The sequence below is a fragment of the Streptomyces sp. NPDC002788 genome, assembly GCF_053592115.1.
Map to the genome: position 1 here is coordinate 26,476 of NZ_JBSFVB010000028.1, position 26,323 is coordinate 52,798.

At 71.0% G+C, this 26,323-nt stretch carries 21 protein-coding genes and 2 pseudogenes; 7 read left to right on the forward strand and 16 right to left on the reverse strand.

Annotated features, from left to right (window positions below; translation table 11 throughout):
* Window positions 1-28 precede the first annotated feature (28 nt).
* From ACWD1U_RS34990 to ACWD1U_RS35040, 11 genes and pseudogenes are all read right to left on the reverse strand, one after another.
* Window positions 29-859 (reverse strand): annotated as a pseudogene (locus ACWD1U_RS34990) (shikimate dehydrogenase); the annotation flags it as partial.
* Window positions 860-923: 64 nt separating this feature from the next.
* Window positions 924-2,108, reverse strand: a complete 1,185-nt coding sequence (gene aroC / locus ACWD1U_RS34995) for a chorismate synthase (protein ID WP_451113391.1) — start codon at window positions 2,106-2,108, stop codon at window positions 924-926.
* Window positions 2,105-3,391, reverse strand: a complete 1,287-nt coding sequence (gene aroA, locus ACWD1U_RS35000; RefSeq protein ID WP_451113392.1) for a 3-phosphoshikimate 1-carboxyvinyltransferase — start codon at window positions 3,389-3,391, stop codon at window positions 2,105-2,107. The genes aroC and aroA overlap by 4 nt, the downstream gene beginning before the upstream one ends.
* Window positions 3,391-4,368, reverse strand: coding sequence for a 3-oxoacyl-ACP synthase III family protein (locus tag ACWD1U_RS35005; RefSeq protein ID WP_451113393.1), 978 nt, complete (start codon window positions 4,366-4,368; stop codon window positions 3,391-3,393). The genes aroA and ACWD1U_RS35005 overlap by 1 nt, the downstream gene beginning before the upstream one ends.
* Complete coding sequence (locus ACWD1U_RS35010; protein ID WP_451113394.1) at window positions 4,365-5,561, reverse strand: hydroxymethylglutaryl-CoA synthase; 1,197 nt, start codon at window positions 5,559-5,561, stop codon at window positions 4,365-4,367. The genes ACWD1U_RS35005 and ACWD1U_RS35010 overlap by 4 nt, the downstream gene beginning before the upstream one ends.
* Window positions 5,558-6,625 carry a hydroxymethylglutaryl-CoA reductase gene (locus ACWD1U_RS35015; RefSeq protein ID WP_451113395.1) on the reverse strand — a complete coding sequence of 356 codons (1,068 nt, stop codon included), beginning with the start codon at window positions 6,623-6,625 and terminating at the stop codon, window positions 5,558-5,560. Before ACWD1U_RS35015 ends, ACWD1U_RS35010 begins: the two co-directional genes overlap by 4 nt.
* A complete protein-coding gene (fni, locus tag ACWD1U_RS35020) occupies window positions 6,622-7,713 on the reverse strand; it encodes a type 2 isopentenyl-diphosphate Delta-isomerase (RefSeq protein WP_451113396.1) in 1,092 nt (363 codons plus the stop codon). Before fni ends, ACWD1U_RS35015 begins: the two co-directional genes overlap by 4 nt.
* Window positions 7,710-8,825 carry a phosphomevalonate kinase gene (locus ACWD1U_RS35025; RefSeq protein ID WP_451113397.1) on the reverse strand — a complete coding sequence of 372 codons (1,116 nt, stop codon included), beginning with the start codon at window positions 8,823-8,825 and terminating at the stop codon, window positions 7,710-7,712. Before ACWD1U_RS35025 ends, fni begins: the two co-directional genes overlap by 4 nt.
* Window positions 8,822-9,868, reverse strand: coding sequence for a diphosphomevalonate decarboxylase (gene mvaD, locus ACWD1U_RS35030; RefSeq protein WP_451113398.1), 1,047 nt, complete (start codon window positions 9,866-9,868; stop codon window positions 8,822-8,824). Before mvaD ends, ACWD1U_RS35025 begins: the two co-directional genes overlap by 4 nt.
* Window positions 9,858-10,865 (reverse strand): mevalonate kinase, encoded by a 1,008-nt coding sequence (gene mvk / locus ACWD1U_RS35035; RefSeq protein ID WP_451113399.1) that lies wholly within the window; start codon window positions 10,863-10,865, stop codon window positions 9,858-9,860. The genes mvaD and mvk overlap by 11 nt, the downstream gene beginning before the upstream one ends.
* Before the next feature lie 129 nt (window positions 10,866-10,994).
* Window positions 10,995-12,173, reverse strand: coding sequence for an aromatic prenyltransferase (locus ACWD1U_RS35040; protein ID WP_451113400.1), 1,179 nt, complete (start codon window positions 12,171-12,173; stop codon window positions 10,995-10,997).
* A 226-nt stretch (window positions 12,174-12,399) separates the two neighbouring features.
* On the opposite strand from ACWD1U_RS35040, the pseudogene ACWD1U_RS35045 reads away from it, so the two are divergent.
* A pseudogene (locus ACWD1U_RS35045) lies at window positions 12,400-12,899 on the forward strand (glycosyl hydrolase); the annotation flags it as partial.
* 9 nt (window positions 12,900-12,908) lie between these two features.
* Here ACWD1U_RS35045 and ACWD1U_RS35050 read toward each other — a convergent pair.
* Complete coding sequence (locus ACWD1U_RS35050) at window positions 12,909-14,675, reverse strand: IclR family transcriptional regulator domain-containing protein (protein WP_451113401.1); 1,767 nt, start codon at window positions 14,673-14,675, stop codon at window positions 12,909-12,911.
* A gap of 299 nt (window positions 14,676-14,974) precedes the next feature.
* Window positions 14,975-16,291, reverse strand: coding sequence for a M6 family metalloprotease domain-containing protein (locus tag ACWD1U_RS35055; RefSeq protein WP_451113402.1), 1,317 nt, complete (start codon window positions 16,289-16,291; stop codon window positions 14,975-14,977).
* A 588-nt stretch (window positions 16,292-16,879) separates the two neighbouring features.
* Between ACWD1U_RS35055 and ACWD1U_RS35060 the strand changes: the two genes are divergently transcribed.
* Window positions 16,880-17,524: a TetR/AcrR family transcriptional regulator gene (locus ACWD1U_RS35060; RefSeq protein ID WP_451113403.1), complete on the forward strand. Its 645-nt coding sequence runs from the start codon at window positions 16,880-16,882 to the stop codon at window positions 17,522-17,524.
* Between the two features lie 302 nt (window positions 17,525-17,826).
* On the forward strand, window positions 17,827-19,365 hold the full coding sequence (locus ACWD1U_RS35065) for an MFS transporter (RefSeq protein ID WP_451113404.1): 1,539 nt from the start codon (window positions 17,827-17,829) through the stop codon (window positions 19,363-19,365).
* 86 nt (window positions 19,366-19,451) lie between these two features.
* Here ACWD1U_RS35065 and ACWD1U_RS35070 read toward each other — a convergent pair whose 3' ends face one another.
* Window positions 19,452-19,985, reverse strand: a complete 534-nt coding sequence (locus ACWD1U_RS35070; RefSeq protein ID WP_451113405.1) for a MarR family winged helix-turn-helix transcriptional regulator — start codon at window positions 19,983-19,985, stop codon at window positions 19,452-19,454.
* A gap of 89 nt (window positions 19,986-20,074) precedes the next feature.
* Between ACWD1U_RS35070 and ACWD1U_RS35075 the strand changes: the two genes are divergently transcribed.
* Window positions 20,075-20,860 (forward strand): dioxygenase family protein, encoded by a 786-nt coding sequence (locus ACWD1U_RS35075; RefSeq protein ID WP_451113406.1) that lies wholly within the window; start codon window positions 20,075-20,077, stop codon window positions 20,858-20,860.
* Window positions 20,861-20,870: 10 nt separating this feature from the next.
* Here ACWD1U_RS35075 and ACWD1U_RS35080 read toward each other — a convergent pair whose 3' ends face one another.
* Window positions 20,871-21,392, reverse strand: coding sequence for an N-acetyltransferase family protein (locus ACWD1U_RS35080; protein WP_451113407.1), 522 nt, complete (start codon window positions 21,390-21,392; stop codon window positions 20,871-20,873).
* A gap of 194 nt (window positions 21,393-21,586) precedes the next feature.
* Here ACWD1U_RS35080 and ACWD1U_RS35085 point away from each other — a divergent pair, with 194 nt between their 5' ends.
* Complete coding sequence (locus tag ACWD1U_RS35085; protein ID WP_451113408.1) at window positions 21,587-22,585, forward strand: sigma-70 family RNA polymerase sigma factor; 999 nt, start codon at window positions 21,587-21,589, stop codon at window positions 22,583-22,585.
* A 400-nt stretch (window positions 22,586-22,985) separates the two neighbouring features.
* Entirely contained in the window at window positions 22,986-23,723 is a 738-nt protein-coding gene (locus ACWD1U_RS35090) for a TetR/AcrR family transcriptional regulator (protein WP_451113409.1), read from the forward strand.
* A 9-nt stretch (window positions 23,724-23,732) separates the two neighbouring features.
* On the opposite strand, the gene ACWD1U_RS35095 is transcribed toward ACWD1U_RS35090, so the two are convergent.
* Window positions 23,733-24,719 carry a helix-turn-helix transcriptional regulator gene (locus ACWD1U_RS35095; protein ID WP_451113410.1) on the reverse strand — a complete coding sequence of 329 codons (987 nt, stop codon included), beginning with the start codon at window positions 24,717-24,719 and terminating at the stop codon, window positions 23,733-23,735.
* A gap of 61 nt (window positions 24,720-24,780) precedes the next feature.
* On the opposite strand from ACWD1U_RS35095, the gene ACWD1U_RS35100 reads away from it, so the two are divergent.
* Entirely contained in the window at window positions 24,781-26,286 is a 1,506-nt protein-coding gene (locus ACWD1U_RS35100; protein WP_451113411.1) for an MFS transporter, read from the forward strand.
* Window positions 26,287-26,323: the final 37 nt, after the last annotated feature.

Below are 26,323 nucleotides of genomic sequence, written 5' to 3' on the forward strand. Positions count from 1 at the left end.
CGACCAGCACCACCACAGGCGCCGCACTCCGCCGATCCAGTGCTGCCTGCCCGGCCCTGCGCATCGCCTCCACCGGGGCCGGGCGGCGCCCCGTCATCTGCTCCACCTGCAACACGGCTTGGTGCACGAGCAGGTCGAGCCCGCTCACTACGGCACCGCCGTACGCCGACCAGCGGGCGGCGAGCTCGGTGGGCCACGGGTCGTAGAGCACGTCGAACAGGGTGGCGGGCCGCTCCGGTACGGCGGAGGACAGCGCGTCGGTCGTACCGGCCGGCGTGGTGGCGACGACAAGCGGGGCGTGCAGCGCCCGAGCGGCATCCGCCCAGTCGGCCGTACGGACCTCGACATCGAGGCGCTCGCCCCACTGCCGCATCTCGGCGGCCCGGGCCTCGCTGCGCACATACGCCACGACCTCACCGGTGCAGATCCGGGCGAGAGCGGCCAGCGCGGAGGACGCGGTGGCGCCGGCGCCGAGGATCGCGGCGGAGTCCACCTGTTCGATGCCGCGTTCGCGCAGGGCGGCGACCATGCCTGGGATGTCGGTGTTGTCGCCGACGCGTCGGCCGTCCTCGGTGAAGACGACGGTGTTGACCGCCTCGACCGAGGCCGCCGTCTCGCTGATCTCGTCGAGCAGCGGGATGACGGCCCGCTTAAGCGGCATGGTCAGCGACAACCCGGCCCACTCCGGCCCGAGTTCCGCGAGGAACCCGGGCAGAGCGGCCTCGTTGACCTCGAACCGGTCGTACGACCAGCCCGCGAGCCCCAGTTCCTCGTAGGCGGCTCGGTGCAGCACCGGGGAGAGAGAATGGGCGAGGGGCTTGCCCAGGACAGCCGCCCGACGCTGCCCCCTGATACTCATTGCTCCTCCCTGGCATGCGGACCGGCATGGTCGAGGCAGGCGGTGACACAGAGCCGAGAGCCGCTCATCGGATGGCCAGGTTGCCGAGGTACGACTGCACGTTGCGGCGGGTCTCGACCACGTTGTCGCCGCCGAACTTCTCCGCGACCGCGTCCGCCAGGACCAGGGCCACCATGGCCTCGGCGACGATTCCGGCCGCCGGCACCGCGGAGACGTCGGAGCGCTGGTGGTGCGCCTGCGTCGCCTCGCCGGTCGTCACGTCCACCGTCTGCAGCGCCCGCGGCACGGTCGCGATCGGCTTCATCGCCGCGCGCACCCGCAGCAGCTCACCGGTGGACAGGCCGCCCTCGGTGCCGCCCGAACGGCCGGAGACACGGCGGATGCCCTCATCGGTCCTGACGATCTCGTCGTGCGCCTTCGAGCCCGGCACCCGCGCCAACTCGAAGCCGTCACCGACCTCGACGCCCTTGATCGCCTGGATACCCATGAGCGCACCGGCGAGCCGGGCATCCAGCTTGCGGTCCCAGTGCACATGCGAGCCGAGACCGACCGGCACGCCGTACGCCAGGATCTCGACCACGCCACCGAGGGTGTCGCCGTCCTTGTGGGCCTGGTCGATCTCCGCGACCATCGCCTTCGACGCGTCCGCGTCCAGACAGCGCACCGGGTCGGCGTCCAGCCTCTCCACGTCGGCCGGCGTCGGGTACACACCCTGCGGCGCCTTCGCCGAGGCCAGCTCCACGACGTGGCTGACGATCTCGATGCCGGCCGTCTCCTTGAGGTACGACCGTGCCACCGCACCCAGCGCCACCCGGGCGGCGGTCTCACGCGCGGAGGCGCGTTCCAGGATCGGGCGGGCCTCGTCGAAACCGTACTTCTGCATGCCGGCGAGGTCGGCGTGGCCGGGGCGCGGGCGGGTCAGCGGCGCGTTGCGGGCGAGCCCGGCCAGGATCTCCGGGTCGACCGGGTCAGCCGCCATGACCTGCTCCCACTTCGGCCACTCGGTGTTGCCCACCGTGATCGCGACCGGGGAGCCGAGGCTGAGCCCGTGGCGGACACCGCCGATGAAGGTGACCTCGTCGCGCTCGAACTTCATGCGCGCACCGCGTCCATAGCCGAGCCGCCGTCGCGCGAGATGGTCGGCGACCATCTCCGTGGTGATCGGGACGCCGGCGGGAAGACCCTCCAGCGTCGCGACGAGTGCGGGACCGTGGGACTCGCCCGCGGTCAGCCAGCGCAGCCTGCTCAACGGTGCTCCTCTGCCAACCTGCCGGTGTGCGGCGGGTGTTCATGGTCGGAAAACAAACGCCGCATCTCATCGTGGAACCCCGGGAAGGTCTTCCCGACGCATGCCGGGTCGTCCAACGAGATCGCCCCCGGCACCGCGAGCCCGAGAACCGAGAACGACATCGCGATCCGGTGGTCGCGTCGGCACGCGATGTGGGTACGGCGCGGTACTTTCGGATGGATGGTGATCCAGTCTCGCCCTTCGGCGATCTCGACGCCGCAGGCCCGCAGGTTCGCCGCGACGGCGGCGACACGGTCGGACTCCTTCAGCCGCGCGTGTCCGATGCCCTCGATCGTGATGGGCGCGTCAGCCAGGGGGGCGATCGCGGCGAGGGTCATGAAGGTGTCCGAGATATCACCCATGTCCACGGTGAAGCCCCCATGCGGCCGACCGGTGCCGGACACGGTGGTGGCCGCCCGGCCCACGCTCACCTCCGCCCCGAGCCGCGACAGGACCTTCACGAAGCTCAGGTCGCCCTGCAGACTGCTGGTGCCCAGGCCGGGAACAGTGACCGTGCGTCCGGTGACGGCCGCCGCGGCGAAGACGTACGAAGCCGAGGACGCGTCGGGTTCGACCACGGCGTCGGTAGCGTCGTACCCTCCCGGTTCGACACGCAGAATCCCGTCCTCGCTGTCGTCGACGTCGGCTCCGAAGCGCCGCATCAACGTAACCGTCATGTCGATGTACGGGCGGCTGACCAGGCGTGCGGTCCGGATCACCAGGCCGTGCCGCATCAGGGGTGCCGCCATCAGCAGGCCGCTCAGGTACTGACTGCTCAGGGAAGAGTCCACCGACAGCTCCCCGCCCGTGAGGCCACCAGCACGGATCAGCAGGGGAAGCCCGATGCCCGGGCCCGCCTCCAGGTCGGCGCCCAGCAGGCGCAGCGCTTCGAGCAGGGGGCCCTGGGGGCGGGCGCGCAGCTGTGCCGAGCCGTCGAAGAGGAAGGTGCCCTGGCCGGCGGCGGCGAACGGCGGCAGGAAGCGGGCGGCCGTACCGGCGTCCGCGCACCATGGTCGGCCCGGTCCGACAGGTCCGCGCCCGGTGCCCGTGACCTCCCAGAACCCGTCCTCGGGGCTGCCCTGCACCATGATCCCGCACTCTCGCAGTGCCCCGCGGAACGCCATGGTGTCCTCGCTCACCAGGGGAGCGTGCACTCTGCTGGTGCCGTTGGCGGCAGCGGCGAGGAGCACCATCCGGTTGGTCAGGCTCTTCGAGCCCGGTATCCGGGCGGTCAGGCTCCTCATCACCACTCCACGAGCGCGAAACCGGCCGACATCCCGCCGCCGAAGCCGGCCAGGAGGATCAGCTCCCCCGGGCGGAGGCTCCCCTCGCGGGCGGCCGCGTCCAGGGTGATCGGGATGGAGGCGGCGCCCGTGTTGCCGTAGTGCGTCAGCGTTCGATGTGTGGTGGCGCGGGGCAGGGGCAGATCCGCGGCGACGGCGTCGAGCATGACGCCGTTGGCCTGGTGCGGGACGAAGTGGCTGATGTCGTCGGGCACGACACCGGCCTCGTGGAGGAACTGCTTGGTCAGCTGGGGCAGCTGTTCCATGACGAAGCGGCGCACCTCCCGCCCGTCCATCGCGAAATACTGCAGACCCGCGGCGAGGGCGGGCTCGTCGCAGGGCAGTCGGCTGCCGCCGGCGGGCACCTCGATCAGTCCGGCCAGTTCGCCGAACGTGTGCAGTGCGACGTGCCGCACGCGTGGGCCCCGGGTGCTCGGGCCCAGGACCAGCGCGCCGGCACCGTCACCGAACAGGACGACCGTCTTGCGATCGGCCGGGTTCAGGATGCGCGAGTACAGGTCGGCGCCGATGACCAGCGCATGGCCGCCGCGTCTCGCGAGCACGCCCTCGGCCGCGCAGAGCGCGAACACGCTGCCGGAACAGACGGCGTTGACGTCGAACGCCGCCGCGCCGACCGCGCCGAGTCGATGCTGTACATAAGCCGCCGTCGGCGGCTGGGGCCGGTCCGGTGTGGAGGTCGCCACCACGATCACGGACAGCTGACCGGCGGTGATGCCGGCCGAACGCAGCGCCGCCCGTCCCGCGGCCGTGGCCAGATCCGAGGTGGCCTGCTCGGGCGCGGCCCAGCGTCGTTGCCGGATCGCGGTCTTGCGGGTGATCCAGGCGTCGTCGACCCCGGCTGCCGCACCGACCTCGTCATTGGAGACGACCCGGTCCGGCACATAGGCACCCGTACCGAGGATCCCGATGTCGGTCATACGGCCGTCCGCCCCTGCGGGCGCCGCTCGTAGACGCGCTTGTGACCGCGGAGCCCGGCCATCCGGAAGGGACCGGTGGTCTGCGCCGGGGTGAGGTGCTCGCCTCCGTCGGCCGGGAACGTCCGCTCGTGCAGCTCGCGGTAGCCGGCGTAGTCCACCGGCCGTCGCCGGTCGATCGCCTCGCGGTGCGCCTCGGTCCGCAGGTGCTCCCGGTATCCGGGTACGACGGTCCCGGCGAAGAACTCGGCGACACTGCCGGACCCGTAGCTGAGGAAGCCGATGGACCGGCCGGTCAGGTCCTCCGCCTGGTCGAGCAACGCGGCCAGGGCGAGGTACACCGACGCGGTGTAGCTGTTGCCGACGACCCTGTTGTAGGCCGTGGTCGGCCCGATGGCCCGCGCGATCCGCGCCACGTCGGTGACGTACCCGCAGAAGTTCAGCAGGTGGTGGTGCGCCTTGTAGGCCATCTTCGTGAACGGCTGGTGGTAGCAGAACGCGCTGAACTCCTCCAGGGAGCGGCCCCCCTGCCCCAGGTAGTCCTTCCAGGCGCCCTCCACCGCCTGGAGGTAGGCGGTGATGGACTCCTGCCCGTCGACCAGTGCGGTGTCCCGGTAGTTCGGACGCCAGAAGTCCATGACGTCAGCGGTGAACAGGCCCGAGGGCCCCTCGATGCGCACCAGCGCGGGGTCAGCGCCGACCAGCATGGCCACCGCCGCCGCGCCCTGGGTCGCTTCGCCCGGGCTGTCCAGGTCGTATTTGGAGACGTCGCTCGCGATCACGAGGACCTGCTGGGCGGGGTCGCGGTGGACGAGGCCGATGGCGAACTGCAGGGCCGCCGTCGCCCCGTAGCAGGCCTGCTTCAGTTCGACGACCCGGGTGGCCGACGGCAACCCGAGCAGCGAATGGACGTACACACCGGCCGACTTGGCCTGGTCGATCGAGGACTCCGTCGCGAACACGACCGTCCGGATGCGATCCGTGCCGTGCCGGGCGACAAGCGGCGCTGCCGCGGTCGCACCCATGGTCACGATGTCCTCGTCGGCGGCGGGCACACTCATCGACTGCTGGCCGATGCCCACGTGGTACTTGCCGATGTCGGTGCCGTTGTACTCGGCGAGCGCCGTGTGCGTCAGCACGAACTCGGTCGTCGAGAAGGACAGATCGTGAATTCCTATGGCGGTTTCGCCGGTCATGCCTGAGCACCCACCTTTTCCGTTGTGCTGCCGCGTTCCAGTTGGACGTGGGCGCGCATGAGTTCGCCCGGGTTCGTCTGTGCCGCCAGCAGGGAGAGCTCGCCGCACAGCACGGTCGCCGCCGCGATGACGGCGAGCCTGCGGGCGTTCTCTCCCGGGGCGCGCTCGGCTGTGCAGCCGAGCCGGGCCAGATTGGTCTCCACGAACGGAAGCCCCTTGCCGTTGCCCACCGTGCCCACGATCAGGTTGGGCAGCGTGCAGGCGAAGTAGAGGTCGCCGTCGCGGTCCTCGGCCATGACGACGCCCTGCGACCCCTCGACGATGTTGGCCGCGTCCTGACCCGTCGCCAGGTAGAACCCGAGCAGCATGTTCGCGAAGTGGGCGTTGGCGGAGCGGATGCCACCGGCGAGCAGCGTGCCGAGCATGTTCTTGCGTACGTTCAGCTGGACGATCCGGGCGGCCGTCGTGTGCAGCACGCGCTCCACCACGTCGCGCGGCACGAGAAGCTCCGTGACCACGTTCTTGCCGCGGCCGAGGATGCCGTTGACCGCGGTCGCCTTCTTGTCCGTGCAGTAGTTTCCCGAGATCGATCCATAGGAGATTCCCGGGATGGTCCGCAGCAGATGCTGAAGGAGCGCGTCGGACGCCAGTGTCGCCATGTTGTGCCCGGAGGCGTCGCCGGTGGTGAACTCGAACCGGATGAACAGCAGGTTGGCGTTGATCTCGTGCCGGATGCCGATCAGCTCGGCGAACCTGCTGCAACCGCGGACCACCTCCTTCAGCTCGCCCAGCCGCGCGTCGATGGTCCGTGCGGCCGTGTACGCGGTCTGCGCGTCCGTCGCCTCCACAAGCACCGAACGAGTCATCCGTTCGTCGACGAGGGTGGCGACGATGCCCCGCTCGGCCAGCGTGGAGACCTTCGCCCCACGGCCCACCGAGGGCCACAGCGGCGTCTCGTAGGTGGCGAGCGGGACCTGGGTCTCGACGTCGGCGACGTTCCCCGAGATCCGCAGGGGGCCCACCCACTTCATGGGGACCCCGGCGATCGCGTGTGCCTCGGTCATCGTGTGCTTCCCGTCATCTCGGTGAGGGCGTCGAGGCCGCCGGAGCGCCGGGCGAACGGCCCCGTGTCAATGCCACGATCGGTGCAGAAGTCGCGGAGGGAGCCGTGGATCAGCACGTCGCAGCGGGTCAGCTCGGCCGGGGTGCGTGCGCCCAGCATGGTCATCAGCGCGGTCAGCTGGTCGAGCCACGTCGAGATCTGCGCGATCAGCGCCGACACACCGTCGTCCATCAGCGTGCGGAGGAATCCGCCGGACACTCCGACGCCGGACGCGCCGAGCGCCAGCGCGCGGGCCACGTCGAGCGGATGGCGGGCGCCCCCGGAGGCGAGCACCGGCATGCCGACGCCCTGCGCGTCCAGGAGACAGGCGGCGGTGGACTGGCCCCAGCCCTCGAGGAAGGCGTAGTCGGAGAGTTCCCGCCTGCCGTTCTCGATGCGGGCGAAGTCGGTGCCGCCCCGGCCGCCCAGGTCCGCCACCCGTACGCCCAGTTCCCGCAGCATCAGGACGGTCTCGCGGCTGAGACCGAACCCGACCTCCTTGACGATCACGGGTACGTCGACCGCCGCCGCGATCCGCTCGATCTGCGGGACCCAGGACGAGAAGGAGCGGTCGCCCTCCGGCATCACGGTCTCCTGCGCCGTGTTGACGTGGATCTGCAGGGCGTCGGCCCGCAGCAGGTCGACGGCCCGCTGCGCCTTCTCGACCGAGGCCGTCGCGTTGACGTTCGCCAGGACGAACCCGTCCGGGTTCTTCTCGCGCAGCACGCGGAAGGTGTCCGCGCACGACGGGTCCTTGAAGTACGCGCTCATGGAGCCCGACGCGATGGGCAGGCCGGTCTCGTGGGCGGCGATGGCCAGGTCCCGGTTGATCTCACCGGTCTTGGTGCTGCCGCCGGTCATCGCGTTGATGTACAGCGGCACCTGCCAGGCGATACCGGCAAAGGTCGTGGCCAGCGACACGTCCGGCCGGTCGATGCCGGCCAGGGCGTGGTGGACGAACGACACCTCGTCGAACTGGTTGCGTCCGATGTGACCGTGCTGCTGCTCGACAGCGAGCCGGACGTGGTCGTCCTTGCGTTGAGCGATCATTCCTCGTTCCCTTCCATGACGGGACGGACCGGCAGGGGTTGCACCCCCGCCGTGGCCCACCGTTGCCGTAGCTGAGAGATCCGCGCCGCCGCTTCGGCGTCCAGCAGCGCGATACCGCAGTCGCCGCCCCCCGCACCCGAGGGTTTGGCCGCGCCGCCGACCGCTTCGGCGGCGTCGCACAGTGCCGTCAGACCGCGTGTGAAGATGCCCAGCCCGACCTCGTCGTCCAGCCGGGCCAACGCGCTCCGGGCGTGCCGGATCTGGCGCAGCAGCTCCTCACGGTCGCCTCGCTCGAGTGCGGAGACCGAGGCGCGCACACAGTCGGTGGTGGTCTCCGTGAAGCTCCGGTGGGACGCGGTGCCCCGCCAGGTCCGTCGGTTCAGGTGGGAGACGAGCGATGCAGTGGAGGCGGGTGTGCCGGTCCAGCCGACCTCCAGGGAGAGGCCGTGCGGCGGGGGCAGTCGGCGTACCCCGAAACCGGGCCAGGCGGCGCGCAGCATCTCCTCAACGCCCCGGCGCCGGGCCAGGTCGAGCACGGCGGCCCTGTCGGGTGCCTGATAGGCGATCCAGCCGCCCCACGTGCTGGCGGCGAGATCACCGCCGGAGGCCTTGGCATCGATGCCGGCCGTCGCGAGCATGGCCAGGCGGAACCGGTTGTCGGGCGACAGCCGCAGTCCGCAGAAGGACGCCACGGCCGCGACGGTCGCCACGGTGACCGCGCCACTGGAACCCAGGCCGAACTTGGTGCCATTGTCGTGCAGACGGCTGCTGATCGAAACTTCGCAGGCCGGTGCGGGCAGGCCGCGTTCGCCCAGCAGGCGGCCCACCACCTCGACGGCCGACACCACATGTGCCAGTCCGTCGCGGGCGCGCTGTTCGTCGGTTGCGCCGTATGCGCCGAGCCTGCCGTCCCGCCAGCGCATGGGCACCGGCCGCGCGGCGAGGTCGGAGGAGATCACGACGCCGGTTTCGACGGGGGACACGGTGGCGGTGACATGCCGGTCGACCGCCACCAGGATCGCCGGGTTGCCGGGCTCCACCACCGCGTACTCGCCCGCGACGAACAACTTGCCCGGCGCACGCCGGACGACGGTTCCCGGGCGGGACGTCACAGCGCCTCGTCCAACAGGTGGGCGCCCTGGCCCGGCCCGGCGATGTGCACCGAGCCCCCCGGGGCGGCGGCGCGCATGGCCCCAGCCACCCGGTGCACGTCCGTACGACGGCAGAGCACCTTGACGTTCGGCCCGGCGTCCATGGTCGCGTACGCCGGTACGCCGTCCCGCCTGAGCTGCAGCACGCTGTCGAGCACGGTGAGCGTGGCCGGCGACAGATACCGCACCGCCGGGCGCGCCGCCAGCATCGTCGCGTGCATACCGAGCGCGTTGCGTTCCGCGATTTCCCCGACTGCGTCGAGGTCGGCCCTCAGCAGCGCCCGCTGCATATCGGCGAGGTCGTCCTCGCTGGAGGCGGCCCATGACTCGTACAGCGGCGAGGTGTCCACGGTCCGCCGCATGGCCTCACGGCTGGAGACGGTCTTGGGCCCCGCGTCGACCACCGCGACGACCAGCGCCGGGTCGAGGTCTCCCGCCGGCACCGGCTTGGCGTAGGAGCCGAGGTCCGGGTCGGGGTCCGTGTCCCGGCCGGCGTACCAGATCGCGAAGCCGCCGAAGATCGACCGCGATGCGGACCCGGAGCCTCGCCGGGCCAGGCGGGACAGCGCGGTGGGGTCGAGATCGAGCCCGTACGCGGTGGACGCGGCGACGGCGAGAGCGGCGAACCCGCTGGCCGAGGATGCCAGGCCCGCCCCGGTGGGAACGGTGTTCTCGGTGTCCACGACAGCCCGTTGGGGGAGCCCGGCCCGCTCCCGCACCAGTTCGAGGAAGGCGATGATCCGGCGCCGCGCCTCGCCCTGCGCGGGCACGCCGCCGAACGTCACTTCGTCGTGCAGGGCCTCGGGAGCGAGCCGGACGTGGGTGGTCGTCGGGAAGACGTCCAGGGTCAGCGACAGGCTGTCGGTCCGCGGCAGCACGAGCCGCTCGTCGCGCTTGCCCCAGTACTTGATCAGCGCGATGTTCGGGTGCGCCACGGCGGTGGCGCAGCCCTCGGTCTTCGGTTCCCGGGTCCGGACGGCAGTAATCCGGTGTTCAGAGCGCATGGTCGGCGTGCCCCCTCAGCGGTACGTCCCAGGTCTGGACGGCGCCGGCCTGCCGCAGGCGCCGGGTGACCTCCCTTGCGTGCTCCGGCCGGGTCAGTGCGATCACGCAGCCGCCCATGCCCCCGCCGGTGATCTTGGCTCCGAGGCTGCCTGCCGTGAGCGCTGCTTCGACCAGTGCGTCGATCCGGTCGGTACTGAGGCCGACCGTGCGGAGCAGTTCGTGGTACGCCGTGAGCCGCGCACCGAGCTGTGCCGGCTCGCCGTCGGCAAGGGCCTGCCGGGCCTCCTCGGTCAGTTGCGACGCCCGGCGCACGAATCTCTCCTGCGCCCCGGAATGCCGCTGGAACCCGGTACGCAACAGCTCGACCGCGTCCTTCGTCCTGCCCATCTCGCCGCTGTCCGCGACGATGAACAAGCCGTCGCAGCCGATGGGCAGTTCCTGGGCTTCGCCTGCCTGGAACAGCAGCGGGGCACGGGCACCGACGGCCAGGGCGTCGACGCCGCTGGCCCGGCCGTGCGCCACGTTCTCGGCTGTCTGCACCAGGTCGAACGCCGTGCTCGGCGATACGTCGCGACCGAAGAGATCGGCCAGCGCGAGGACGACCGCGCGGGCACACGCAGCGCTGGAACCGAGCCCTCGGCCGGCCGGGATCGCACAGTCGATGATCAGATCGAGGTGCAGCGGTTCGGTCAGACCCATGGTTGCCCGGAACTCGGCGGTCAGCCGGCGCAAACCGTCGGAGGCCTGTGTTTCCCTCGGCCGCGCCGCGGAACCGGTCGTCGTCAGGGACACATCGCCCGTGTCGTCAGGGGATCGAGCAGACCACCCGGCGCTTGCCGTGACGGTCAGTTGCGGAACCGGAAGAGCGAGCGCCGGGGCACCATACACGACCGCGTGCTCACCCAGCACAATGGCCTTGGCGTGGGCGCGGCCGATCCCGACCGAGCGAGCCAGGCGGCTTTCCGGTATCCCCTCCGCTGAGGTCGGTAGAGTCAACGCACTCAGCCCTCTTTGTCGTTTCTGCGAAAAAAAGAGGGTTTGCAGGGAATCATGTGCTGTGTCCCTGCAAACCCTTGTGTGCGGATTTCTCCGTCTGTGGATTTCTCGCACCGGAAGGCGGTGCTGTCAGGCGTCGACCGGCTCCAGCATCGACACCACCCGGTCGTGCCACTGGTAGTACGACTGAATCTTGTGGAACTCGCCCTTGGGAGTTGCCGAGATGCCGTAGACGAACTGTCGGCCGGCGGTGTCGTAGGGAGCCTCTTTCACGAGCCGCTCGAGGCTCGGGTCGATGTCCACGGGGAGCTCCAGTGGGGCCGTGGTCCTGGCGGCGAAGGTGACCCGCTCGATCTTCGGGGTGTCCCAGCTCATGGTGGTGTAGACGCCGAACGCCTGCTCGGAGAAGCGCAGCAGTTGCTCGCTCGCCTCGGGCATGCCGGCGTCACGGAGGATCGACTGGATGCCCTCCGGCGCGAAGGCTTCCGCCGACGGCCGGGCGAAGTACAGGTTCACCGTTCGCTTCGCGTAGTCGATCCCCACCGTGTTCACCAGGTCGGCCAGGCCGTACTTCGTGAAGAAGCCGAGGTTCTCGGACACGCTGCGTGGCATCGACGGAAGGTCGCCGAGCGCCGCCACTGAGTGCGGGGCTGCCGCGTCGAAGAAGGACCAGGTCTTCTTGAAGCCGCCGGCGACTCCGAAGTCGAAGCCGTAGCCGTTGACGGGGAACTGCCGGTGTATCTCCCCCGGCAGGGTGCCTACGGGGTGGTCCGTCTCCGCGATGAGGTCGCTGGACAGAGCGAGAGCGTACGGATCGAGGTCCTTGGGAAGCATCGTCCAGCGGCAGTCGAGATCTCCGACGCCGCGCGGGCCGGTCTGTGCCCGGAACGAAATCACGGCCTGGGCCATCACATGCTGGTACGAGGTCAGGACAGGCCGAACCTTGGTACGTGAGCTCGCTACGCCCATAACTCGAGCCGTTTCCTCGATGGCCGAGTAAAGGTCCGTCAACTCAGCGGAGTCTGACATTCTTCCTCCATTTGTAGATCTTGGCGTACAGGCGTGGGTGCGAAGTGGGAGCGCAACGCGACGTCGTGGGCGGCGATGGATGCCGGTGCCCGTGACGGGCATGTCACCGGCATCGCGGGAGAAATGGGTCGGCCACGCCTTGAGCTGGCGACAGTCGGCCTGCGCACGCGTTGGTGGGGTCCCGGCCGGGTCGGATCCAGAGCCGCTGGCCGGCCTGCGCTCCAGCCTCCGGCAGCCGCGACGGCGCGTGCGGAGGGGGGAGATGCTCAACCCCAGCATCCAGCAGATTTTGGGCAGGGTTGGCGTGCAGGAATAGTGACACGGGGGGCGCCCCTTCACCAAGAGCCCTTCATAGTGATGTGCGTCACTTGGTGGCGGGTTGTGGGCGGCGGGGGGTCACGAAGTGACAGGCCCTGGTCAAAAACTTCTCAAGCGTCGGGCGCCTTCTCCCACCCGTGATCAGGTCTCTTCCGATGGTCTGTCGATGCCCGTTTGGGAGGACCTGGTGCCAGCACCGACCCGTAGAAGACGATGGCTGACGATCTGCGCCAGCACCGCATCCGCCGGGACTCCTCGCGATACCCGCGAGCGCCGCACCCGGCGGCGACAGCAGCCCCTTCGGGGTCCGCCACTCGCGCAACTCGCGGCCGGACACGAGCAGTCGGTGGGGGCCATGAGCCCCAAGGTGGCGGAGGAGGACGACGGCAACGAGACCGACGAGATAGCCGAGGGCGCGAACCAGTACGCCGAGGCCCGCACCTCACCCGGCATCGTCGCACCGGGCGCGTACGGCGCCGCATGGACCAGCCCGACCAAGCTTCCCGGTAGGGGGGTAGTCGGCGCAGCGTCACCGACCTGCCGTACAACTCCGACGACCCGCGCTACCGCGACATCGACTCCAACTCCAGCGGCGGCTCGGGCAACGTCACCGGTCGGGTGGCCGCGATGGCCGCGATGGCCGCCGATGACGACGGGTACGTGTACGCGGGCAGCGGGGGCGGGGGCGGGGTGGGGTCAGGTCAGGGGGACGTGGGCGAAGCGGGTTGCGGTGTGGAGGTCTGATTCGATGCGGGTGGCTGTTGTCGTCAGTTCGGGGAGCAGGTCCGTCACGCACTCGCCGGGCGTGCGGCGGCTCGCGTGCATCGCTGCGTTCAGGGCCGCGACCACACGGCCCGAGCGGTCGCGGACGGGGGCCGCGATGGAGCGGAGGCCCTCTTCCAGCTCCTCGTCGACAAGGGCGTAGCCCTGGGAGCGGATCGAGGAGAGGGTTTTCTCCAGTGTCTGTCTGTCCGTGATCGTGTGGGGGGTGAGGGGGCGGAGGTCCCCGCGGGGGAGTCGGTGGGCGGGGGCGTCTGCGAGGAGTACGCGTCCGAGGGCCGTCGCGTAGGCCGGCAACCGCGTACCCACCGTGATGTTCACGCTCATCACCCGGCCCGTCGCCACCCGCGCCGTGTACTGGATCTCCTCGCCCGAGTCCGACAGGACCGCGAGTGACGTCGACTCGTGGATGCCGGACGTCAGGTCGGCCAGGTGGGGCTGGGCGATCTCGGGGAGGGTGGTGCGGGACAGGGGTGGGAAGCCGAGCGAGAGGACGCGGGGGGTGAGGCTGAAGGTGCGGCCCGTGGGGGTCACCAGGCCCAGGTGTTCGTAGGTGATCAGGGCCCGGCGGGCCGTTGCCCGGGCCAGGCCCGTTGCCCGGGCCACCTCCGTGAGGGTCTGCTGCGGTCTGGTCTCGCCGAAGGTCGTGAGGACCGTCAGGCCTCGGGCCAACGACTCGATGAACTCGCGGCCGAGTTGTTGTTTGGACGCGCTCGTCCAGAGTGCCAGGTCGGCGGGGGGCGGGCCGGGGTCCGGGGGCGGGGTGTGGTGGAGTGCGCGTTCCATCTCCGTGACCGCCGACCGCAGCCTCGGCAGGAGGGAGGTCCGCAGGCCGCGTGCGGTGTGGCGGCTCGTGTGGCTGACCACGCTCGCCACGCACGCGATCCGCCCGCCCGTGGCGGCGGTCCGGACCGGTACCGAGATCGCCACCAGGCCGGGTTCGATCAGTTGGTCGTCGACGGCCCAGCCGTTCGCCGCCGCTTCTTCCGTGCGGCGTACGAAGGACTCGTCGTCTCGTTCGTCCGCTCCGTACTTGCGTGGGGGTACGGCCGTGAAGGACATGTCCCTGGGATCCGTCGCCCGGCGCTCGCGCCAGCGTTGCCAGTCGGTTCGAGTCCACTCCGTGGCGAACAGCGGGCCCGGTGCCGTGCGTTCGGCGGGGAGCAGATCGCCGATGCGGAAGCTCAGGGCCATCGCGCGGCGGCGGGTCGCCTGGTGGATGAAGCGGATGCCGTCGCGATCGGCGACCGCCAGGGAGACCGACTCGTCCAGTTCGTCGGCCAGGGCGTCCGCCCGGGAAGAGAGCAGGGCGGGGAGGCGAAGGGCGGCCAGGTAGGCGTTGCCCAGTTCCATCAGGCGGGGGGACAGGTGGACGTCCCGGCCGTCGAAACGGACGTAGCCCATGCGGGCGAGTGTGGTGGTGATGCGGTCGACCGTGGAGCGGGCCAGTCCGGTGGCGCGTTCCAGGCCGCTCAGGCTCAGCGCGCCGTCCGCCTCGGTCAGCTCCCGCAGGACCGCGATGCCGCGGATGAGCGGGGTGACTGCCTCGGCGGGCACGGCACTCCCGGTCGAGGCGATTGCCCCCTCGGCCGCCGAGGCGGCTGCCCCCTCGGCCGGCGGGGCGGACCCGTCGGCAGCTCGGGAGGGCCCCTCGGGGGGCTCGGACGTGGGCTTCGCTGGCATCGGCTCTCCGGTACGGCGGTCTCGGCAGGCCCACCGTAATCCGAACGCGGGACCCGTGATCGGGGGCCGCCGATGGGGAGCGCGGGACGCGGGCCGCCGATGCGGGACGCGGGATGCGGAGCCGCCGAAGGGTTCCTCGTACGTGCCCCTTGCGCGGGCCCTTGTACGTGCCCCTTGCGCGGGCCCTTGTACGTGCCCCTTGCGCGGGCCCTCGTACGTGCCCCTTGTACGGGCCCACGTACGCGCGCCCCTCATACGGGCTCTCGTACGCGCCCCTCGTACGGGTCCACTTACGCTCGCTAGTCCCTCGTCACCCGCACCCGGTACCCGCCGTCCGTGTCCGCCTCCGCCACCTCGATCGCGATGCCTCTGCCCGGGTCCCGGAACGTCTTCCCGGGCGTGAAGGGCGCGTCGGACAGTTCCGCGTGGACGTTCGGGGCGCGGGTGCAGCCGCCGCTGTCTCGACGGGAGTCGTGGACCGTGACCGGGCCCATGCCCGTGTCCACCTCGGCGTCGACCCTGTAGATCAGGACGCCCGGGCGGCACACCGTCTCGTCGTTGCCCGCGCGGGTGCGCACTTCCACGGCGTAGCCGGTCCTGGTGTCCAGGGGGACGAAGACCAGCTTGGGGCCGCCGGTCAGGGCGAGTGGTGTGAGGGTGTACTCCGTCGTGCCGGGGGAGGCCGCGCAGTGCACCTGGGTGGCGTCCAGCCAGCCCAGCTTCCACTTGTGCCAGCCGAGGAAGTCGTTGTTGGCGCCCCAGTCCTCGCTCATGATGTCCCAGTGGCCGACCGCGCCCCCGCCCTCGGCGGTGTACAGGTCGGGCAGGCCGAAGACGTGGCCGTTCTCGTGGGGGAGGACGCGGTAGCCGGTGCGGGCGTAGGAGCCGGAGCCGTCGTCCTGGCGGGAGTAGACGAATGAGGCGTTGGCGACGGGGATGCCGTCCGCTCGCGGCGCCTCGGGGTTGCCGGCGAAGGTGACGGACAGAACCGTGTCCAGGGCGGAGGGACCGGCGTTCGGAGTGACCAGGACGTTCAGCAGGTCGTACTGGCGGAAGTCCACCCTCGGGTCGGCCGCGGCGACGAGGTCCTGGACCAGCGCGCGGTAGCCGGGTTCGAACGGAGCGCCGCGCTCTATGCCGTACTCGTGGAAGGACTTCGGCATCCGCAGCCACCCCGGGATCGGGGTCTCGGGGCGGTAGTCGAGGCGGCCGTAGGAGCTGGTGCGGAACCACTGGCGGGTCTGCGGGAAGAACTCCCCGAAGCGGTCCATGGCCCGGCCCTCGCCGGGGGCGTCCGAGAAGTCGATCATCAGAGTGAGGGCGCGGACGGTGCCGGTCGAGCGGGCGTAGCCGGCGGAGGTGGGGATGCCCTCGGACATCTGGACCTCGCGGGCACCGCGTATCAGGCAGGGGGCGTGCGCCGGGGTGCGGGGCAGGGTGGTCGGGCCGGCTCCGGCCGTCATGGTGCCCGGGGCGAGGTGACCTGTGCCGGCCGAGGTGCTGACCGTGAAGGTCAGGGCGGTCACGCAGGCCAGGGCGGCCAGACGGCGCCTGGGTATCCGGTGGCCGGGCGGCCCCGAGCTGCTCGACCGGGGGCGCCGGCGCTGCGGCCGCATGCCACGGACCTGCAAGGGACCTCCCGCGCCACGGCAGCCTCCGGTCTCCGGCTGCACCCTTGCGATCACCCTGCGTCGGGGGGTGTGGGGGCGCTCGCTGGACGAGACCGATCGTGGGTTTCCCGCGGGTAGCCGGGACGGAGGGCACTGGTCATGCCCCCGGCGTTGTGCGGCCGATGGTCATGCCCCGGCCTTGTGCCGCCCCTGGTCACCCCGGTTTCCGCCGGTTTCAGGCCCGGCCTGTCTACGGCCTCCCGGCCCCGGCCTCCTGGCGTGCTGGCTTCAGGCCTTCGGCGGGGGATTGCCGACCGGCGCCTCAGCAGCAACCCGGCGGAGCGGGTGCCGTCGCGCCCACCACCGCGTCCACATACCCCGGCTCTGGGCACCGCCGAGCAGGCAGGGCCCGATCACCCGAGCGGCACGATGTGCCCACCCAGCCGAGCGGATTCCGGGCGCGTGACCCAGGTCACAAATAATTTCCCGGCTCAAGGGAAATACCGGGGACCCACTCCCCGTTTAGCCATGTGTCCGACCGAAACGGGGAACTCCTCCCCGGATCGAAACCGCACACCTCACCAGGAGCGCACCGTGCAGACCGCCACCCCCGTAGAGCGCAAGGCGCCCCGGCCTCGCGCCGACGCCCTGCGCAACCGGGAGCGGATCGTCGCCGCCGCCCGGGAGATGTTCGTCGAGCACGGCCCCGAGGTGCCGCTGGACGAGATCGCCCGCCGGGCCGGTGTCGGCAACGCGACGGTGTACCGCAACTTCCCGGACCGCGACGCACTCGCCCGCGAGGTCGTCTGCTCCGTCATGGACCGTATGGTCCGGGCGGCCGAGCAGGCGCTCGCGGAGTCGCAGGACGCCTTCGAGGCCCTGGAGTGCTTCGCGCACACTGCCGTGGACGAGCGGATCAGTGCGCTGTGTCCGATGGTCTCCAGCACGTTCGACCGGAACCACCCCGACCTGGAGGCCGCACGCGAACGCGTCGAGCGACTCGTCGCGGAGATCATGGACCGCGCCAAGGCGGCCGGACGGCTCCGCACCGACGTCGATCTCGGTGATGTGATGGTCGGCCTGGCCCAGCTCAGCCGGCCCCCGGCCGGCACGGACTGCTTCCGCGCCGACCGCTTCGTCCACCGCCACCTTCAGCTGTTCCTGGACGGAATGCGGGCCCCGGCCCCGTCCGTGCTGCCGGGGACGGCCGTCACCCTGGAGGATCTCCGCCAGTCCTGAGCGATCAGTCCACCGCGGGCGATCACTCCCGCCCGCCCCGCCGGTCTCAAGGACCGCCCACCGGTCTGAGAACCGCCCATCGGCCCGAGGCACCGCCCCACCGGTGCGAAGTACTCACCGCCCGTCCGAGGCACCGCCCCACCGGTGCGAAGTACTCACCGCCCGTCCGAAGCACCGCCCCACCGGTCTGACACGCAGGCGACAGTCCCTACGGCCGCCACGCAGGCGAGTCGTCACCTTTTGGCACTATTCGTCCCATTCATCACCCTTTTCCGTCACGAAGTCCCGAAGTGGGTACCGCCATGTCTGAAACAGCCTCAAAGGCCCTTCACACCCCGGCCGAACCGGATCCGGGCCGCTGGAAAGCGCTCGTCTTCATCGCGCTCGCGCAGCTGATGGTCGTCCTGGACGCCACCATCGTGAACATCGCCCTGCCCTCCGCCCAGCAGGACCTGGGCATCTCCGACGGCAACCGGCAGTGGGTCGTCACGGCCTACGCCCTCGCCTTCGGCGGTCTGCTCCTGTTCGGCGGCCGGATAGCCGACCTGTGGGGCCGCAAGAAGGCCTTCGTCGTGGGCCTGGGCGGCTTCGCCGCGGCCTCCGCGCTCGGCGGCGCCGCCACCAACGAGGCGATGATGTTCGGCGCCCGCGCCCTCCAGGGTGCGTTCGGCGCGCTGCTCGCGCCCGCCGCGCTCTCCCTGCTCGCGGTGATGTTCACCGACGCCAAGGAGCGCGCGAAGGCGTTCGGCATCTACGGCGCGATCGCCGGTGGCGGCGGCGCCGTCGGTCTGATCCTGGGCGGCTTCCTCACCGAGTACCTGGACTGGCGCTGGACGTTCTTCGTGAACATCCCGTTCGCCATCGTCGCCGCGGCCGGCGCCTACTTCGTCATCCGTGAGCCGGAGGGCGGCCGCAACCACTCCCCGCTCGACATCCCCGGCGTGTTCCTGTCCACCCTCGGCCTGGTCGCCCTCGTCTACGGCTTCACCCGCGCCGAGTCGGACGGCTGGAGCGACGCTGTGACCGTCGGCATGTTCGCCGCCTCGGCCGCGCTGCTGCTGGCCTTCGTGTTCGTCGAGTCCAGGGTCAACGCCCCGCTGCTGCCGCTGCGGGTGGTCACCGAGCGCAACCGCGGTGGCATCTACCTCTCCCTCGGTCTCGCGATCATCGCGATGTTCGGCCTGTTCCTCTTCCTGACCTACTACCTGCAGATCGTGAAGGGGTACTCGCCGGTCAAGACCGGGTTCGCGTTCCTGCCGATGATCGCGGGCATGATCACGGGCTCCACCCAGATCGGCACCCGCCTGATGACCCGGGTGGCCCCGCGCCTGCTGATGGGCCCCGGCTTCCTGGTCGCCGCGCTCGGCATGCTGCTGCTGACCCAGCTGGAGATCGGCTCCTCGTACGCCGCCCTGCTGCTGCCGGCGATGCTGCTGCTCGGCCTCGGCATGGGTACGGCGTTCATGCCGGCCATGTCGCTGGCCACCCAGGGCGTGGAGCCGCGGGACGCCGGTGTCGCCTCCGCGATGGTCAACACCTCGCAGCAGGTGGGCGGCGCGATCGGTACGGCCCTGCTGAACACCATCGCCGCCTCGGCGACCACGGCGTACGTCGCCGACCACATCGCCGGGGCGACCAGCCGCTCCCAGCAGCAGCTGGTCCAGCTGGAGGCCATGGTGCAGGGCTACACCAGCGCCATCTGGGTCGCCGTCGGCATCCTCGTGGTGGCCGCGGCGATCGCCCTGACCTTCGTCAACGCCGGCCGCCCGGGTACGACCCCGGTGACCGGCTCCGACGAGGACGCGGCGGACGAGGTGAAGATCCCCGTCGTGGCCCACTGACGGCCGCGCCCCTCACCCCTTCGGGCCATCCGTAGGCACGAGGAAGGGGACGCCTCGCACCTACGGAATCCAGGACCTGCCCCGGCTCAGCGGAGCCAGGGCAGGTCCGCACCCGCTTCGGCCGGCTGGAGTCCCTCGGCGATGATCCGCATGATCTCGCCGAGGGACTTCTGCTGTTGCGGGGAGAGCCGGTCGAAGACCGCCTGGCGTACGGCCTCCACATGGCCCGGCGCGGTCTGCCGCAGCACCTCGTAGCCCTCGTCCGTCAGGACGGCGAACTGGCCCCGCTTGTCGTCGGGGCAGTCCTCGCGGCGCACCCAGCCGTTCTTCTCCAGACGCGCGATGGCGTGCGAGAGGCGGGAGCGGGTGATCTTCGCCAGCATCGCCAGCTCGGTCATCCGCAGTCGCCGCCGCGGCGCCTCGGCGAGCTTGACCAGAAGGCCGTAGTAGACGTGCGGCATGCCCGCGTCGCGCTGGAGCTGACGGTCGAGATGGTCGTCGAGGAGGGTGACGCCCTCCATGAACGAGCGCCAGACGCGCTGCTCCTCGTCGGTGAGCCAGCGCGGTTCCTGGGGCTCCGCGGCGGAGCTCGGTGTCGGTGCGGATGCGGGTGCCTTCATGTGTTCCACTCTACGCGGACCCTCCTTGAACTTTAAACAAGTGGCTCGTACAGTTTGTTAGGGAATCATGTTTTGGAAGGAGTCGCAGCATGTCCGCCGCCACTCAGGAGCGCATGCCCGCTCTGTACCTCAGTCACGGCGCTCCGCCCCTGGCGGACGACCCGGTTTGGCCCGGGGAGCTGGCCGCCTGGTCCGCCGGCCTGCCGCGCCCCAGGGCGATCCTGGTCGTCTCCGCCCACTGGGAGGAGGCCCCGCTCGCCCTCGGTGCCACCGAGGCGGTCCCGCTCGTCTACGACTTCTGGGGCTTCCCGGAGCACTACTACGAGGTGACGTACGGCGCCCCCGGCGCACCGGAGCTCGCCGAGTCCGTACGGAAGCTGCTGCGTGCCCCCGGCATGCCCGTCCAGGACGTCCCCGACCGCGGCCTCGACCACGGTGCGTACGTTCCGCTGGTCGAGATGTACCCGGAGGCCGACATCCCGGTCCTCCAGGTGTCCATGCCGACGCTCGACCCGGTCCGGCTCATGGAGATCGGCCGCCGGCTCGCCCCGCTGCGCGACGAGGGCGTACTGATCGTCGGCTCCGGCTTCTTCACCCACAACCTGGCAGCGCTCCGGCAGGGCGGCGTCCCGGCCTGGTCGGCGGAGTTCGACGACTGGGGTCGGCGGGCGCTGGAGGCGCGGGACGTGGATGCCCTGCTCGACTTCACCCGCAAGTCCCCCGCGGGGCAGCTGGCCCACCCGCGCACCGAGCACTTCGCCCCGCTGTTCGTGACCATGGGCGCGGCCGACGCCGCCGGGGAGCTGGACGCGCAGAAGTCGGTGATCGACGGGTTCTGGATGGGGCTGGCGAAGCGGTCGGTGCAGTTCGGCTGAGAGCGGGACCCTACGTGAGGTCCTTCTCGTACCAGGCCACGTCCCAGTAGCGGCCGAACTTGCGGCCGACCTCGCGGTACGTGCCCACGTGACGGAAGTCGAAGCGCTCGTGCAGCCGGGCCGACGCCTCGTTCGGCTGAGCGATGCCGGCGTAGGCGCGGTGCAGGTCCTCGCCGGACAGGGCCTCGAAGAGCGCCTTGTAGAGGAGCGTGCCGATGCCTCGGCGGCCGGCGTCCGGGGCGACGTACACGGTCGTCTCCACGGAGGTCGCGTAGGCGGGCTTCGCCCGGAACGGGCTGGATGTGGCGTAGCCCAGAATCCGCTGTGTCTCCGGCTCCGCGGCAACCATCAGGCGGTACGGCCCGTCTTCAGGGTGGGAGAGCAGCCAAGGGCGGCGCTCCTCCGGAGTGAAGATCGCGGTATCGAATGTGATCGCCGTCTCACGTACATAGTGGTTGTAGAGGGTGGTGAGGGCTGCGAGGTCAGCCTCGACTCCCGGCCTGACCTGCACCTCTGTGCGTTCCGACGGCATCGTGCCTCCCCATGTGGCCGGACAGGGTACTGCAAGATCAGAAAAATTGGGTGCCCGGTTGGGAATTCTGTCCTGATTCCAGTCGTTGTTTCCATCGGATGCGGGGCACCCGAGGAGAGTCCGGAAGGGTCCCGGAGACGGAGTCCGGCGTCCGAAGGACCACCCGCTGACCTCATCATCGCAAGGGAGCACGCATGGCAACCCGTGCCGTCGCCCGTCGTCAGTCCGCCACCGGCGAGACGGCCGACGCGGCAAGCAGTGTTCGCGCCCATGGCGGAGAGATCGCCGACCGCGACCTGGTCGGCATGTACCTCGACGAGATCGCGCGCACGCCGCTGCTCGACGCCGCAAAGGAAGTCGAGCTGTCCCAGGTCATCGAGGCGGGTGTGTTCGCGAGGCAGATCCTCGACGGGTTCGAGGAGACCAAGACGGACGCCACCCGTGAGGAGCTCGAGTCCCTGGTCGCCGGTGCGGAGCGGGCCAAGGACATCTTCATCCGCTCCAACCTGCGCCTGGTCGTCGCCGTCGCCCGCCGTTACCCCCGCAGCGGTCTGCCGCTGCTGGACCTGATCCAGGAGGGCAACGCCGGCCTGGTCCGCGCGGTCGAGAAGTTCGACTACCGCAAGGGCTTCAAGTTCTCCACGTACGCGACGTGGTGGATCCGCCAGGCCATCACCCGCTCCATAGCCGACCAGTCCCGTACGATCCGCCTGCCCGTCCACCTCGTGGAGGAGCTCGGCCGGATCCGCCGTGTGCAGCGCGAGTTCAACCGTGAGCAGGGCCGGGACCCGGAGCCCGCGGAGATCGCCGCCGAGCTGGGCTCGACGCCGGAGCGCGTCACCGACGTGCTCGACTGGGCCCGCGACCCGGTCTCGCTGAACATGTCGGTGGACGACGAGGGCGAGACCCAGTTCGGCGACCTCCTGGAGGACACCTCGGCGGTGTCGCCCGAGCAGTCGGTGCTCACGCTGCTGCGCAGCGAGGAGCTCGACGACCTCATCGGCCGCCTCGACCAGCGCACGGCCTCGATCATCAAGATGCGCTACGGCATCGAGGACGGCCGGGAGCGCACGCTGACCGAGGTCGGCAAGGAGCACGGCCTGACCCGCGAGCGCATCCGCCAGATCGAGAAGCACGCGTTGCTGGAGCTGAAGAAGCTCGCCCGCAGCACCGGGTTCGACGCGGCCGCGTGACGCGCGTGACGGTGAGCGTCCGGGCGGACGGTGCGCCTCCCGCGGCCAGTGGGTGACGGACCGTGTGCGCCCGGAGGTCCCCGCGTACGCCGGGTGGCGAAAGACCGCGCAAACATGGCGTTGTAACGCCGCTTCAACCCGCGGGCGCAGGGAACAAGACTCCTGGGTCCACCAATTCGGGCCCGGGTCACACCCCCTGACCCCCAGGAGCCAATGTCCCGGCGCACTCCCCCCGGCGCCGGGACATTCCACAGGCCGGGCTCCCGGCGTCCCTCCCCCCGGACGCCGGAGCCCGGCTTTTGTCATGCCCGGGGTGCTGGAAAGCGGGCCACCCCGTACCTGAACCACGGGGTGGCCCGCCAGATGGCAGATTGTGTCACATGGGCATAGCCTGCCGGGCGTGAGCAGCACCACCCCCACCCCGCCTCCGTCCTCGCTGACCGAGCGGCGGAAGGCCGAGACGCGGATGGAGATCGCCCGGGCGGCGGCCGGTCTCTTCGCACGGCACGGCCTGCGCGCCACCCGCGCTGAGGACATCGCCCAGGCGGCCGGTATCGCCCCGCGCACCTTCTACCGGTACTTCGCCACCAAGGAGGAGGCCGTCGCCCCGCTGTACGCGGCCGGCTCCCAGCGCTGGGCCGAGGCGGTGCGCGCCGCTCCCGCCGACGTGAGCGTGCTCCAAGCCCTGGAGCACGGGGTGCGCCACACCCTCACCCCGGGCGCAGGCGTCTCGGCGGCCTCCTGGGAGCGGGTCCGCACGCTCCTGCGCCTGGCCGACGCGAACCCGTCCCTGCGCAGGGTGTGGGCGGAAGTGTGCCAGGCGTCGGAACGGCTGCTGGCGGAGGTGCTGGCGGGGCGGGTGACACGTGCCGGGACGCCCGGGGACCCCGTCGGCCCGGACGGGCCGGACCACCCCCTCGCTGACCCGGGCACCCACCGCGCCGACGACCGCCGGGGCCTCGACAACGTTGCCGCCGGACCTGATCTGCGCTTCGCCGCCGCCGTCGCCAGTACCGCGGTGCGCGCCGCGCTGGAGGCCTGGGCCGAGGGCGACGGACCCGCGGAGGGGCCGGGCGGTCCGGCGGAACTCGCCCTGCGCAATCTCGCGGCGCTGCGGGACTTCCCGTGGGGGCCGTGACCATACGGCTCACGTCCCGTCGGCACCGCCGCCCCCGGCTGCCGCCCTGCTCAGCCGCGCCCCCAACTCGCGTACAGCAATGACGAGTTCGTCCGGACGGTGCACGACGAAGTCGCAGTCGAGCATCGCCAGCCGGAACGCCACCCACTGCGCCGCGTCCCCCACGGAGCCCCGCAACCGGCAGCTGCCGTCGTCCAACGGCTCGGGCGTGCCCAGCCAGTTGGGCACGCGTGCGGCGACGAAGTCCGCCGGCGCGGCGAACGTGACCTCGAACGCGTAGGTCGCCTGCTGCCGTTGCATCGACCGCCGCAGGTACTCCGCCGCGCTCCCCGTCGGCAGCTCGCGCGGCACGAACCGCGCACCGGTGGCGAACGGCTCGCTCGCCCGGTCGACGCGGAACGTGCGCCAGTCGTCCCGGTCGATGTCGTACGCCACCAGGTACCAGCGGCGGCCGGTCGACACCAGCCGGTACGGCTCCGTCAGCCGGCGCGACTCGGTGCCGTCCGCAGCCCGGTAGGCGAACCGCAGCCGCTCGTGCCCGGTCGCCGTCGAGGCCATGACGGTCAGCGTCTGGGGTGCGATGCTCGGCCCGTCCCCGCTGGTCAGTGGCGTGGTCGCGGCCTGCAGCGTGGTCACGCGATGGCGCAGCCGGCCCGGCAGGACCTGCTCCAGCTTGGCCAGTGCCCGTACCGACGCCTCGTCCAGGCCCTCCACGGCGTGCCCGGCCCCGGCGCGCAGCCCGACCGCGATGGCGACGGCCTCCTCGTCGTCGAGCACGAGCGGCGGCATGGCCTTCCCGGCGACCAGCCGGTAGCCGCCGTCGGAACCCTTGGTCGCCTGCACGGGGTAGCCGAGCTCGCGCAGCCGGTCGATGTCCCGCCGGACCGTGCGGCGGGAGACCCGGAGCCGGTCGGCGAGCTCGCCGCCGGGCCATTCGCGGGGCGTCTGGAGGAGGGAGAGGAGCGTCAGCAGCCGTGCCGGGGTGTCCGTCGTCATGCCTGGAGCATGCCGTACCACTAGGACACGATCTGTCCTAGTGGGGGCCTAGCTTCGACGCATGACCTCCACCGACACCACCCTCGGCACCGCGGGCGGCGGGACCGACCGCCGCCGCTGGTTCGCCCTCGCGATCGTGATGACCGCGGCTTTCATGGACCTCGTCGACGTCACGATCGTCAACATCGCCGTACCGTCGATCCAGCGGGAGGAGGGCGCGTCCTTCAGCCAGATCCAGTGGATCACCGCCGGGTACGCCCTCGCCTTCGCCGCCGGGCTGATCACCGGCGGACGGCTCGGCGACATCCACGGCCGCAAGCGGGTCTTCCTCGTCGGCATCGGCGGATTCACCGTCGCCTCCGCGCTCTGCGGCCTCGCGGTGAACCCGGAGATGCTGGTCGCCTCGCGGTTCCTGCAGGGCGGCATGGCGGCGTTGATGGTGCCGCAGGTGCTGTCGATCGTGCACGCGACCTTCCCGGCACACGAGCGGGGCAAGGTGTTCGGACTGTTCGGCGCGGTCGTGGGCCTCGGGGCCGTGTCCGGTCCGGTGCTCGGCGCGCTGCTGACCGAGTGGGACCTGTTCGGGTGGGGATGGCGGTCGATCTTCCTCATCAACCTGCCCGTGGGTGTCGCGGGCCTGATCCTCGGCAGCCGCTTCATCACCGAGTCCAAGGCGCCGCGGGCGCTGAGGCTGGACGTCGTCGGCGTGGCACTGGTGACGCTGGGCCTGCTGATGCTGATCTACCCCCTCATCCGCGGGCGCGAGCTGGGCTGGCCGCTGTGGGGGTACGTCTCGATGGCCGGCGCGCTCGTCGTCCTCGCGGTGCTGGTGGCGTACGAGAAGCGGAAGGCCGTGCGGGACGGGTCCCCGCTGATCGAGCTGTCGTTGTTCCGGGTCAAGAGCTTCGCGGCCGGGATCGCCGTGCAGACCGTCTTCGGGCTGGGACTCGGCGTGTTCTTCCTGGTGTGGACGCTCTACATGCAGGTGGGTCTCGGCTGGAGCCCGCTGAAGGCCGGGCTGACCGGGGTGCCGTTCTCGATCGCCGTGTCGGTGGCCGCCGGGATGTCGGTGCAGAATCTGGTGCCGCGCTTCGGGCGCAAGGTGCTCCAGGCCGGTGCGCTGGTGATGGCGGCCGGGGTGCTGCTCTACATCTGGGAGGCCGGGCACTACGGCCTCGCCGTCTCCCCCTGGCAGATGGCCCTCCCGCTCGTGGTGATGGGCGTCGGCATGGGCCTGATCGTCGCGCCGCTGACCGACGCGATCCTCTCCGAGGTGCCGCGCGAGCACGCCGGTTCGGCATCGGGGCTCATCAACACCGTGCAGCAGATGGGCAACGCGCTCGGGCTGGGGCTGGTGTCGGTGGTGTTCTTCGGCACGATCTCCGACCACCTGAGCCGGGACCGGATCGGCCCGGCCTTCACCGACGCCTTCCAGAACGCGCTGGGCTGGGTGGCCGGCGTGATGGGCGTCATCTTCCTGCTGATGTTCGCACTGCCGGAGCGGCCGGCCCAGCACGTCGAGGGCGAGCAGGCGCCGGTGGAGGACGGGGAACCGGCGCTGGTCTGAGCGCGGGAGCCGGGCTCGGCACCGAGGGTGCCGGGCC